The organism is Proteus sp. G2609 (assembly GCF_963896135.1).
Taxonomy (GTDB): Bacteria; Pseudomonadota; Gammaproteobacteria; order Enterobacterales; family Enterobacteriaceae; genus Proteus; species Proteus mirabilis.
Window position 1 is genome coordinate 174,360 of record NZ_CAWQNB010000025.1, and the last position, 11,555, is coordinate 185,914.

Sequence of the window (11,555 nt, forward strand, 5' to 3'; positions counted from 1 at the left end):
CTATTTATATTGTCATATTAACGGTAAAATGAGCAAACGCCATGGCTATTGATTAACAATAGCCATGATTATTTCTGCTATCTAGGTTGTTATCGCATTATGCAAAATTCATTATCAGACTCCTATCTGCAACGCTTTTCTGGTATTGGCCGTCTTTATGGACAACAAGCGCTGTATTATTTTTCTCAGGCACATATTTGTGTTGTCGGCATTGGTGGCGTTGGTAGCTGGGCTGCAGAAGCCTTAGCTCGCAGTGGGATCGGCGCTATTACGTTAATTGATATGGATGATGTGTGTGTCACCAATACCAATCGACAAATTCATGCGCTAAAAGAGCATGTCGGGCAGCCTAAATGTGAAGTGATGAAGCAGCGAATTTTGCAAATTAATCCTGAATGCAAAGTTACTTGTATTGATGATTTTGTTACGGTTGATAATGTGGCAGAAATGATGCAAAACTCATTTGATTATGTGATTGATGCTATTGATAGTGTTAGACCAAAGGCTGCATTATTAGCTTACTGTCGTCGCTATAAAATTCCTGTTATCACCACTGGTGGCGCAGGCGGACAGATTGATCCAACTCAAATCCAAGTCGTCGATTTAGCGAAAACCATTCAAGATCCATTAGCCGCTAAATTACGTGAGCGTTTAAAATCTGATTTTAATGTTGTGAAAAATAGCAAAGGTAAATTAGGCATAGATTGTGTTTTTTCAACCGAGCAATTAGTCTACCCTCAAGGAGATGGTACGGTGTGTGCGGCCAAAAGTACTGCCGATGGTGTCAAGCGTATGGACTGCTCAGCGGGTTTTGGCGCGGTGACAATGGTAACTGCTTCCTTTGGTTTTATTGCCGTTTCTCATGTATTAAAGAAGATGTTAGCTAAGGCGCAACGTACTCGTCATACTTCAAGTTGTAGCGTTGTTGACCGCATTCATTCGCACTAGTCACATACTGATGTATGCTCCTAGCGACTCATTCACTTGTCGCCTAGCTACACCTTGAATTATTTAGAGTAGTACTCGTGATACTTCAAGTTGTAGCGATGTTGATGGTGCTCAATCGCACTAGTCACCTAGTTGCACTTTGGAGCATTTAAGCGTATTGATCCACCATACAACAAGCTGTACACATTGACTTGTTAGGGTTGAGATGTCTGTGTGAGCGACGTTAATCGCGCAATAATGGCATTGACACCATCAGTGCGTGATTGGCTAATTTGATTAGTCAATCCTAATTGTTCAAAAATAGCTAATATATCGATATTGGCTATTTCTTGTGCTGTTTTATTCTCAACTGTTGTTAAAATAACCGCCAGTAAGCCTTTTACAATTCGCCCATCACTATCACCATAAATATGGTATTTGCCGTCATTGTTTAACTCAACACCTAGCCATACTCTATTTTCGCACCCTTTGATTTCGTTTTCTGTTGTTTTTAATTCATCAGGTAATGCGGGTAATTTTCTTGAAAGTTGGATCAATTGACGATATTTATCTTCCCATGATTTGGATTTCTGGAAGTCTTGAAATAATCCATCTAAGGTAATGTCATGACCAAAAGGGTGTTGTGTATTATTACTCATATTTAATCTTCATCTTTTAATAAGGACAGTGCGAATTTAACCGCATCAACTAACCTATCAATATCAGAAAGTTGATTATATGGCATAAAAGAAGCGCGTAAACAGCCAGAAATGGTTAAAGCATCGATTAAAGGCTGTGCGCAGTGTTGCCCTGTGCGTAAAGCAATACCTTGTTCCGCGATTAAGGCCGCTAAATCACTGTGATGAATACCCTCAAAATTAAAAGCGAGTACCGGTGAATGAGGCGCGCGGTAACTGATAAACCCCTCTAATTGTTCAAGACGCGCCTGTGCTTTATCTGCCAGAGTTAAGGCGTATTGATTGGCTTGCGCCATATCTTGCGTTTGTAACCAATCTAATGTTGCTGAAAAAGCAATTACAGCAGCTATGTTAGGGGTGCCTGCTTCAAAGCGATGAGGAATAGCCGCGGGTACAAAACCGTTAAAGTTTGCCGTGGTTAACATTTTTCCGCCCCCTTGCCATGCAGACATCACTTCTAAAAGTTCGCGCTTTCCATAACATACGCCAAGGCCATTGGGACCATATAATTTATGGGCAGAGAAAGCATAAAAATCGATATCAAGGGCGCTGATATCCGTTGCATGATGAGCTATGCCTTGTGCACCATCAACCACGAGTAAACAGTCATCATATTGATGTACACATTGAGAAACTTTATCTAAGGCGATTTGTGCACCGGTGATATTCGACATTTGGCTTATTGCCACTACTCTTGTCCTTGCCGTAAGTAATGTCGCCAGTGTGGCGATTGAAGGTAAAAAGTTATCTTCAATCGGCCAACGAATAATTTTTGCCCCAGTCTGCTCTGCTAACATTAACCAAGGAATAAGATTGGCGTGATGCTCTTGTTCGCTAACAATAATTTCATCACCGGCTTGTAATCGTGGGCGGAAATAGCCTTGAGCAATAAGATTAAGTGAGCCTGTGGTGCCTTGCGTCCAAATAATAGTATCGCTATCTGCGACGTTAAGTAATTGAGCGACTTGCTGACGTGCTTGCTCAAAGTGTTGTGTCATCTTTTTAGCTTGTTGATATTGGCTACGGTGAACCGTCGCTGAGCTATGGCGATAAAATTCATCTGAAGCTTCAATCATAGCTACAGGTTTTAACGCGGTAGCCGCACTATCAAGATAAACAATATTTTCCTCAATAGCAGGAAATTGTTGGCGAAAAACAGTAGGGGAAAATGGTTTCATAATGAGCTTGTGTTAGTCAGTCTAGAAAACGCCGTTATAGTAAGTAAAAATCTAACCGCGAGATTATACGGTTAATAATATTTATTTATAATGAAATTGCTAATTTGTTTACTGTGAATTGCGATAGATTCTTATGGTAACACGATAAAGGTGAGCTTGTTTATAGCATCGAAAATGGAATAGATGTTTATCTACTGAGCGCTGTTATTGCCTATGGAGAAAAGATGTTGCACTTTTTTTAGCATAATAATAGCTAAGTAGGTGCGCATTTAGCATAAAAATAGGATGTGCAGTCCGTCAGCGTTGCGAAGTTGGAGAAAAATAATATATAAAAAAAGCACCGCCTTGGCGGTGCATTATAAAATCACTATGGACAGACAGGGTAAATGTACAGGAAGTGAAAAAAAACAGTAGCATCAGCTACAAAGTCTGGAATTTCCAGACAACTTGCAAACACAACATCACAACCACAAAGCCAAAAGTTTTGCAGTATTGCTACTACACAACTTTTCGTTCCGGCTTAGGAAGTGCGAGTACTATAGGTATTTACTGGCTAATCATCAAGGGACAAATTATAATGCTTCGCATAAAAAAAACTAATAACTAACGTTAGGGTTTACCAACAGCCAAAATAGGGGTTTCACAACAGAATATGTCTAAACGTTTACCTCCACTAAATGCCCTTAGAGTTTTTGATTCGGCAGCACGTCATTTAAGTTTTACTAAAGCGGCTGAAGAATTATTCGTGACTCAAGCAGCGGTTAGCCATCAAATTAAAACATTAGAAGAATTTCTTGGGCTAAAATTATTTAGAAGACGCAATCGTTCTTTGTTACTGACCGAAGAAGGTCAAAGTTATTATCTTGATATCAAAGAAATTTTCTCTTCAATTAATGAAGCGACAAGAAAATTACTTGCACGAAGCGCGAAAGGGGCTTTAACAGTGAGCTTATCGCCGAGTTTTGCTATTCAGTGGTTAGTACCGAGGTTATCAGGGTTTAATCAGGCTTATCCGGGGATTGATGTCCGTATTCAGGCGGTTGATCGCGAAGAAGATAAGCTTGCTGATGATGTGGATGTGGCTATTTTTTATGGCCGCGGGAACTGGACTGGATTGCGTACTGATCGTCTTTACGCCGAATATTTAATTCCGGTTTGTGCTCCTTCTTTGCTGACAGGTGAAAAACCACTAAAAACCCCGTCCGATCTGATTTATCATACACTGTTACATGATACATCGCGTCGTGATTGGCAAGCTTATGTTCGTCAATTGGAGATCCAAAACCAGATTAATGTGCAACAAGGGCCTATCTTTAGCCATAGCTCTATGGTGATACAGGCTGCAGTACACGGACAAGGTGTTGCATTAGTTAATAATGTTATGGCTCGTAGTGAAATTGAATCAGGTCGATTAGTTAGGCCTTTTCAAGATGTGCTTGTCAGTAAAAATGCCTTTTATTTAGTTTGCCAAGACAGTCAGGCTGAATTAGGAAAAATTGCTGCTTTCCGTCAATGGATTTTATCTCAAGCGGCAAATGAACAGGAAAAATTAGGATTATTGGCAACTTCTTAATATTTGTTTAGGTAAATTAGCTCCTAACAGGAAGGAATAAACAGTGAATAGTCGTACATTGCTTATGTTTTCCGCAATCAGTGGTTTTTTTTATGTGGCTTTTGGGGCATTCGCTACCCATAAATTAGCCCCTCATTTATCGCCACAGCATTGGGAATATATTCAGTTAGCTATGCGTTATCAAATCGTACATACTTTACTACTTGTAGGGTTAGCGGCGATATTAATGCGCAAAACCATTTTATGGCTTTATTGGGCAGGTATTTTCTTTGGTTTAGGCATTTTACTTTTCAGTGGTAGCCTTTATTGTATGGCGCTAACACAGGTTAGGTTATTATCTTATTTTACGCCAATTGGTGGATTTAGTTTTCTTATTGGTTGGATTTTAATTTTTATTGGCGCTTTGCGTCTAAGGACACCGGCATCTCGCCATGAATAAAGTAGCATTATATTGTCGCCCTGGTTTTGAAAAAGAGTGCGCGGCGGAGATAACGGATAAGGCAGGACAAATAGGTGTTTATGGCTTTTCTCGAGTGAAAGAGGGAAGTGGTTACGTCATTTTTGAATGCTATCAAGAAGGTGATGCAGATAAAATTGCTCGTGATGTGGATTTTAGAGGACTTATCTTCGCACGCCAATTATTTGTTTGTGGTGAATTATTAAAGAACTTACCACCAGAAGATCGTATTACTCCCATTATTGACCAGCTAAAAGGTAGTACAGAAAAAGCAGGTGAATTACGTGTTGAAGTCGCTGATACCAATGAAAGCAAAGAGTTATTAAAGTTTTGCCGCAAATTCACGGTTCCTTTGCGTAATCAATTACGTAAAGAAAAGATCTTATTAAAAGTTGAAAATTATAGCCGTCCGGTGATCCATGTCTTTTTTATTGCTCCGGGATGTTGTTACGTGGGCTATTCCTATAGCTTTAATAACTCGCCATTCTATATGGGGATCCCCCGATTAAAATTCCCAGCCGATGCACCAAGTCGTTCAACTTTAAAACTTGAAGAAGCGTTCCATGTTTTTATTCCTTATGAAGAGTGGGAAGAGCGCTTAGCCAGTGGGATGAGTGCGGTTGATCTTGGGGCTTGTCCGGGAGGATGGACTTACCAATTAGTTAAACGTAGCATGATGGTGCATGCCGTTGATAATGGTCCTATGGCTCCTTCTTTAATGGAAACAGGACAAGTGCGCCACCATCAAGCTGATGGTTTTAAGTTTGAGCCGACGTCAAAGAATATTACTTGGCTGGTGTGTGATATGGTTGAGAAGCCTGCCAAAGTGGCTGCATTAATGACAACGTGGATAGTTAATGAATGGTGTCGTGAAGCAATCTTCAACTTAAAATTACCGATGAAAAAGCGTTATGAAGAAGTTGCGCATATCCTTGATAAAATTAGAGCTGAATTAGCTGAGAAAGGCATTAATGCTAAAATTCAGGCTAAGCATTTATATCATGATAGAGAAGAGATCACGGTACATATCCAAAATATCTGGGCTGCTTATCGTCCTGATCGCGAGTTTTAACTTCATAGAGTTAAGTTCATCTTTTGATGAGTAAATCATTAACAGGCTAATTCTCTATTACAGAGCGTTAGCCTTTTTATTGATTAAACTATTTTAAACGTAACTGTTGTAAATTACCGTTTAACTGAATATCAGTACGAAGTGTGGTGATTTGGCGGCTAATAAAAGCAACTTCTTTATTATCACTCAATTTGGTTTGCCATTTTTTGGGCACTTCATCAATGTGTTGATACAGTGACTCTAAATTAGGATAAAGTTGCAAAAGTTCTGTTGCACTTTTAGGGCCAATACCGGGGACACCGGAAACTTTACTGCTGCTAACGCCTGTTAATCCCCAATAATCAGTTAATTGTGTCGGTTTAACACCAAACTCTTGACTAATAAATTCAAGATCGAGCCAGCGTTTTTGAAAATAGTCACGAATACGTATGGCAGGAGAAAGTAATTGGCAATAACCTTTATCTGTTGAAATAATGGTCACATTATGTCCGGCTTGAGCGACTTTCGTGGCCAAGGTTGCGGCTACATCATCCGCTTCATCGCCTCCTGAATGCCAGCTTTTTATACCTAAGTTAAGTAGCATTGCTTTAATTTCTGGAAGCTGTTGGTGCAGATCAGCCGGCATCGGCGAGCGGCCTGCTTTATATTCCGGCAATAACTGATGGCGCCAGCTATTTTCCCTATCATCTTCATCAAAAACAGCAACCGCGTGAGTAGGCCGTGTGTGATTAAGCAATTGATTCACGCTATGTTCACACACTGTCAGGCATGAAGAACCTGATGCCGCATGAATACGGCGGATCAGGTTTAATGCATCAATGATCAGCAAATGTACCATAATTAATTAGCTGATGATCTCGTAACAAGGTTGATAGGCACTACCACCAGGTAGCTTCATACGATGCTGTTCGACAAAACCCGCCAATAAAATATCCATACGGCGCATAATATCGCTTTCGCCGTGGATTTTATAAGGGCCATGAGCTTCTATCGCCTTCATTCCCACTTCTTTTACGTTACCTGCAACAATACCGGAAAATGCACGGCGTAAATCAGCCGCCAGCTTTTCAGGAGATTGGTGCGTGCTTAAATTAAGTGATGCCATATTTTCATGAGTTGGCTCGAAAGGATGTTGTAAGTCCGCATTAATTTTTATTGACCAATTGAAGCTGTAAGCATCCCCTGTGCTACGACGGTTATCTTTTACCAATGGCATGTATTTCTTCATAATACGAGCCACTTCAGCCGCATCATCGACGATGATTTGATAATGACGTCGTGCATCTTCACCTAAGGTATTAACAATAAAATCATCGAGTACTCGGAAATAGTCTGCACTCTCTTTAGGACCCGTTAAAATCAGTGGGAGTACTTGTTCTTGGTTTTCTGGTGACATCAGAATACCAAGTAAATAGAGTAGCTCTTCTGCGGTTCCTACCCCCCCCGGGAAAATAATAATGCCGTGAGCAATACGAACAAAAGCTTCCAGACGTTTTTCAATATCTGGCATAATGATAAGTTCATTAACCAGAGGATTTGGTGGCTCAGCGGCGATGATTGATGGCTCTGTAACACCAATAAAACGGCTATTTCTATAACGTTGTTGAGCGTGACCCACTGCAGCGCCTTTCATGGGAGCTTCCATAGCTCCAGGTCCACACCCAGTACAGATATTTAGTTCGCGTAACCCTAATTCATTACCGACTTTTCTACCGTAAAGATACTCTGTTTCATTGATGGAGTGTCCGCCCCAGCAAACGATCATATTTGGATCTTCATCGATATGCAGCGCTCTTGCATTACGTAAGATAGAGAAAATGGTGTTTGTTATATGGGCGCTGTTTTCAAGGTTTAAATGTAGGTCGCGTTTTGCCGTAGTTATTTGCCCATGCACAAACAAAATATCGCGCAGTACAGCAAATAGGTTTGCTTGTAGAGAGCGAATAATTTTTCCATCAACAAAGGCATCTTCTGGGGGATTAACTAGCTCTAATTTTACACCACGTTCGCGACGCAGTACGTTAATATCAAAATCTTGGTATTTAGATAACAGTTCTTTACTACTATCAGTAAGGCTACCAGAGTTGAGAACTGCAAGTGAACAGTTACGAAACAGTTGATAAAGATCACTGCTGGCTGTTCTTTTAAGCATATCAACTTCTAGCTGTGAAAGCAGATCCATGGAACCTAATGGGCTGACATGAGTTATCACGTAGGACTCCTTTTTCTCCCGAAATAACAAACTGAAGTGCAACTGATCTCTGTATAACATAGATCATATTAACATACAGGCATTATTCACGTTATTGTCTGGCTAAGCGACCAGTTTCTGGAACAAACTCACAATTACTACGCCAAGGATTAATATCTAATCCTCCACGGCGAGTGTATCTTGCATAAACCGTTAATGTGTCTGGTGAACAAAATGTCATAATATCGTGGAATATTCGCTCAACACACTGCTCGTGAAATTCATTATGCTGTCTAAAGGATACAAGATAGCGTAGTAGTTTTTCACGGTCGATTTTTTTGCCTTTATATTGGATCATCACAGATCCCCAATCAGGTTGGTGCGTGATCAGGCAATTTGATTTTAGCAGATGACTAACAAGCGTCTCCTCAACCAGTGTATCTGTTGTTGATCCGTTTAACCATTGGCTATCGAATTGGTAATTATCAATTTCAATAGGTTGGTTATCAATGCACTCTCCTACAAAATCGACAATAGGCTGTGAGGTAAAATGGGAAAGTGGGTAAAGTGTTAGATGCACCCTGCCTTTAGCACAAGCAGTTAAATCTTTGAGTAATGTTTCTTCAACAATGTGCCAATTTTCAAAACGAGTTTGATTAAAGCTATTGAGATAGAGCTTAAAGCTTTTTGATTCGATGAGATTTTCTGTCGTTGCATCTAATTCTACATGGCCAATAGCCACTTGAGGTAAGCCTTGGCTGTTGAGCCAAGATAGCTCATACATTGTCCAGATATCACCACCATGAAAAGGTAGATTGTCAGCAGTTAAAGAGAGTGAATCTCGATTTAAGCGACGAGGTACACCTTGTAATAGACTCGCATCATAGTGTGTGTGGTATTGTGTTTCTTTGCCTAATGATAGTGCTTCGAGAGCCTTATCTCCCTGATATAAAGACATAATCGATATCCTAATGTCATCAAAAAATGGAAAGAGCCGTGATTATACTAGCGAAATATCAAGAGTATATGAACGCTTTATTATTGGCGCTCAAAATTACCGGTATTATCAGGTAACATAAGGGATATATTTCTCTTTTTTATGCCTACAGACGATGATAACGATGAATGATATTTCCACTGAATTAAAACAGCTTACGCAAAATTATGTTGATTTATGGCAACAAGATTCAGGGTTTCCTCCTGCCAGCCATGAGCTTTATGGTGTTCCTTCTCCTTGTATTTCTCGTACCGGAGATAATGTGGTTTATTGGTTACCACAGCCTTTTACGGGTCGAGATAAATTAGAAAAAGTTGAAAAAGCGATGGGAATTATTATTCGCCCTGAATTACATGACTATTTTACTACGCAATATGCTGGTGATATGCAAGTCCGTTTTGATTCGCTCAACTTTACTCTGCTTCAAATTTGGAGTGAAGAGGATTTTATTCGCCTACAAGAGAACATGATCGGACACCTTGTGACACAAAAACGATTGAAGCTCACCCCGACTTTGTTTATCGGTACAACAGCCTCTGAAAACGATATTATTTCTGTATGTAATCTTTCAGGTGAAGTAATACTAGAAACTTTTGGTCAAAAGAAAAGGGAAGTGCTTGCAGATAATTTATCACTATTTTTAACAAAATTAATCCCTGTTTTTGATAAGTAAGGTAATCATTTAGCTATTTTTTCTGTGAGATATATCTTACAAAAAGAGCGTCTTTAGCTTACTAAATGCAAATGTTGCGTAATGCTTTTTTTGTTTGTTAAATAAATTCAATGGATTAATAATACATTGTTTTTCGTGATGATTTTTCTTTATTGATTACTTTTGTTTTGTGGGTTGTTTCACTAACCAATTATTGGCATTCTACCTCCGCCAACTAAGGGATTATTTGGTAACCGTGATAAAGAAAGTAATCAAGGATGTAGGAAATAGGATATTTCCATTAATACAGGATATAGACTTTCATCATCATGGATGACAGATGATAATAAAACGGTTCTGCTAGGATGCAGGTATTATATTAGATAATCATATCTTCTTGTCTAAAGGGGCTACGGCCCCTTTATTTTCTATTTGTTTTTCACTCTTTCAGCCCCAATGTTATGCTTATTCTGTTTTTATATAAGGAATAAACAATGACCTCAGAACAACACATTTTAGCAAGGCTGTTATTAATTGAAGAAGAGATGAAAAACATAGGGTTATGGCAATTGGATGCACCTAATGATGAGGCTTTTGCAAGCTCAGAGCCTTTTTGTATTGATACAATGGAGGCGCATGAATGGTTGCAATGGGTTCTGATCCCTCGTTTATCTTCTCTTATTGACAGTGGTATGGCATTGCCGACGGCTTTTGCTATCGCACCTTATTATGAAGAAGCATTTAAAGACGATGAGACGCGTGATTATGTTGATTTACTCAATCACCTTCGTGAACTTGATGCGTTATTTAAGCAATAAGGTCAATGATGCTAGATATTATTTATCAAGATGAATATCTTGTGGCGGTGAATAAACCGGCGGGATGGCTTGTTCACCGCAGTTGGCTTGATAGGCATGAAACCGTGTTTGTGATGCAGACATTAAGAGATCAAATTGGTCAGCATGTTTTTCCTGTTCATCGTTTAGATAGACCCACATCCGGAGTGCTATTAATGGCGCTCTCTTCCGAGGTTGCAAGAACACTTTCAGTCTATTTTGAACAACATCAAATGGAGAAAGTGTATCATGCGGTTGTGCGTGGCTATGTTGAAGAGCCAATGATAATTGATAGCCCACTTGTTGAAGAGCATGACAAAATCGCTGACAAATTTGCCTCTCAACCCCCTAAAATTCAACACTGTATTACGCATTGTGTGCCACTTGCAAAAGTGGAAAAAGAAGTGGCGATAGGGCGCTATCCAACATCGCGTTTTAGCTTATTGGAATTACGTCCTGAAACGGGGCGTAAGCATCAATTGCGCCGTCATATGTCTCATATTCGTCACCCTATTATTGGGGATACAGCCCATGGCGATTTACGACAAAATCGTGGGGTCGTAAATCATTTTCAATCACATCGTTTGATGTTACACGCAAGTCAGCTAAACTTAATTCATCCGATCACTCAACAGCCACTTAACTTAACAGCGAAGTGGGATCTGCCATGGCAACATCTGATTAATCAGTTTGGCTGGCGTGGTCTAAAGCCCGAATTAGAGCAATTCGGTGAGGATTTAGCTCACCATTTTGTACTTTCTGATATTTGAATATTGCTTACCTTTCGTGACTATCAAGACTTATTTACTTAAGTTTTGATAGTTTGCGCAATATTTATTCCTCAATAACTGGTTGTAATATAAAAAGTTACTTTTATTGATAAAAGATATGAACTGAAACGTGACAGCTATCATATATTCAATAATGGATTTATTTTATGATGTAAAATAAATAGAGCTTATTATTAGATAAGT

General features: G+C 39.5%; 12 protein-coding genes. 7 read left to right on the forward strand and 5 right to left on the reverse strand.

What is annotated here, in order from left to right:
* Positions 1 to 99 precede the first annotated feature (99 nt).
* A complete protein-coding gene (gene tcdA / locus AACV01_RS07310) occupies positions 100 to 948 on the forward strand; it encodes a tRNA cyclic N6-threonylcarbamoyladenosine(37) synthase TcdA (protein WP_004245501.1) in 849 nt (282 codons plus the stop codon).
* Positions 949 to 1,142: 194 nt separating this feature from the next.
* Here the strand turns inward: tcdA and csdE are convergent, their stop codons facing one another.
* Complete coding sequence (csdE, locus tag AACV01_RS07315) at positions 1,143 to 1,586, reverse strand: cysteine desulfurase sulfur acceptor subunit CsdE (protein WP_074561627.1); 444 nt, start codon at positions 1,584 to 1,586, stop codon at positions 1,143 to 1,145.
* 2 nt (positions 1,587 to 1,588) lie between these two features.
* A complete protein-coding gene (gene csdA / locus AACV01_RS07320; protein ID WP_046334729.1) occupies positions 1,589 to 2,803 on the reverse strand; it encodes a cysteine desulfurase CsdA in 1,215 nt (404 codons plus the stop codon).
* A 652-nt stretch (positions 2,804 to 3,455) separates the two neighbouring features.
* Here csdA and AACV01_RS07325 point away from each other — a divergent pair.
* The 3 genes from AACV01_RS07325 to rlmM are packed head-to-tail and all read left to right on the forward strand — an operon-like array spanning position 3,456 to position 5,905.
* On the forward strand, positions 3,456 to 4,376 hold the full coding sequence (locus tag AACV01_RS07325) for a transcriptional regulator GcvA (protein ID WP_004245498.1): 921 nt from the start codon (positions 3,456 to 3,458) through the stop codon (positions 4,374 to 4,376).
* A gap of 43 nt (positions 4,377 to 4,419) precedes the next feature.
* On the forward strand, positions 4,420 to 4,815 hold the full coding sequence (locus tag AACV01_RS07330) for a DUF423 domain-containing protein (protein ID WP_004245496.1): 396 nt from the start codon (positions 4,420 to 4,422) through the stop codon (positions 4,813 to 4,815).
* The gene (rlmM, locus tag AACV01_RS07335) at positions 4,808 to 5,905 is read left to right on the forward strand and encodes a 23S rRNA (cytidine(2498)-2'-O)-methyltransferase RlmM (protein ID WP_004245495.1); all 1,098 of its coding nucleotides are present in this window, start codon (positions 4,808 to 4,810) and stop codon (positions 5,903 to 5,905) included. Before AACV01_RS07330 ends, rlmM begins: the two co-directional genes overlap by 8 nt.
* An 88-nt stretch (positions 5,906 to 5,993) precedes the next feature.
* On the opposite strand, the gene xni is transcribed toward rlmM, so the two are convergent.
* The 3 genes from xni to queF form a co-directional block, all read right to left on the reverse strand.
* The gene (gene xni / locus AACV01_RS07340; RefSeq protein WP_017827597.1) at positions 5,994 to 6,743 is read right to left on the reverse strand and encodes a flap endonuclease Xni; all 750 of its coding nucleotides are present in this window, start codon (positions 6,741 to 6,743) and stop codon (positions 5,994 to 5,996) included.
* Between the two features lie 6 nt (positions 6,744 to 6,749).
* A complete protein-coding gene (gene ppnN, locus AACV01_RS07345; protein WP_004249505.1) occupies positions 6,750 to 8,117 on the reverse strand; it encodes a nucleotide 5'-monophosphate nucleosidase PpnN in 1,368 nt (455 codons plus the stop codon).
* 91 nt (positions 8,118 to 8,208) lie between these two features.
* Positions 8,209 to 9,054, reverse strand: coding sequence for an NADPH-dependent 7-cyano-7-deazaguanine reductase QueF (gene queF, locus AACV01_RS07350; protein ID WP_004245492.1), 846 nt, complete (start codon positions 9,052 to 9,054; stop codon positions 8,209 to 8,211).
* 163 nt (positions 9,055 to 9,217) lie between these two features.
* Here queF and syd point away from each other — a divergent pair, with 163 nt between their 5' ends.
* The 3 genes from syd to truC all read left to right on the forward strand — a co-directional run bounded on the left by syd (position 9,218) and on the right by truC (position 11,351).
* Positions 9,218 to 9,766 carry a SecY-interacting protein gene (syd, locus tag AACV01_RS07355; protein WP_046334732.1) on the forward strand — a complete coding sequence of 183 codons (549 nt, stop codon included), beginning with the start codon at positions 9,218 to 9,220 and terminating at the stop codon, positions 9,764 to 9,766.
* A 473-nt stretch (positions 9,767 to 10,239) separates the two neighbouring features.
* A complete protein-coding gene (locus AACV01_RS07360) occupies positions 10,240 to 10,563 on the forward strand; it encodes a YqcC family protein (RefSeq protein WP_004245488.1) in 324 nt (107 codons plus the stop codon).
* A gap of 8 nt (positions 10,564 to 10,571) precedes the next feature.
* Complete coding sequence (gene truC, locus AACV01_RS07365) at positions 10,572 to 11,351, forward strand: tRNA pseudouridine(65) synthase TruC (RefSeq protein WP_041701694.1); 780 nt, start codon at positions 10,572 to 10,574, stop codon at positions 11,349 to 11,351.
* Positions 11,352 to 11,555 lie beyond the last annotated feature (204 nt).

What these genes read in the sequence shown, in the direction of transcription:
- tcdA (WP_004245501.1), top strand. Translation starts at nt 100, where the DNA reads ATGCAAAATTCATTATCAGACTCCTATCTGCAACGCTTTTCTGGTATT.
- csdE (WP_074561627.1), bottom strand. Translation starts at nt 1,586, where the DNA reads ATGAGTAATAATACACAACACCCTTTTGGTCATGACATTACCTTAGAT.
- csdA (WP_046334729.1), bottom strand. Translation starts at nt 2,803, where the DNA reads ATGAAACCATTTTCCCCTACTGTTTTTCGCCAACAATTTCCTGCTATT.
- AACV01_RS07325 (WP_004245498.1), top strand. Translation starts at nt 3,456, where the DNA reads ATGTCTAAACGTTTACCTCCACTAAATGCCCTTAGAGTTTTTGATTCG.
- rlmM (WP_004245495.1), top strand. Translation starts at nt 4,808, where the DNA reads ATGAATAAAGTAGCATTATATTGTCGCCCTGGTTTTGAAAAAGAGTGC.
- xni (WP_017827597.1), bottom strand. Translation starts at nt 6,743, where the DNA reads ATGGTACATTTGCTGATCATTGATGCATTAAACCTGATCCGCCGTATT.
- queF (WP_004245492.1), bottom strand. Translation starts at nt 9,054, where the DNA reads ATGTCTTTATATCAGGGAGATAAGGCTCTCGAAGCACTATCATTAGGC.
- syd (WP_046334732.1), top strand. Translation starts at nt 9,218, where the DNA reads ATGAATGATATTTCCACTGAATTAAAACAGCTTACGCAAAATTATGTT.
- AACV01_RS07360 (WP_004245488.1), top strand. Translation starts at nt 10,240, where the DNA reads ATGACCTCAGAACAACACATTTTAGCAAGGCTGTTATTAATTGAAGAA.
- truC (WP_041701694.1), top strand. Translation starts at nt 10,572, where the DNA reads ATGCTAGATATTATTTATCAAGATGAATATCTTGTGGCGGTGAATAAA.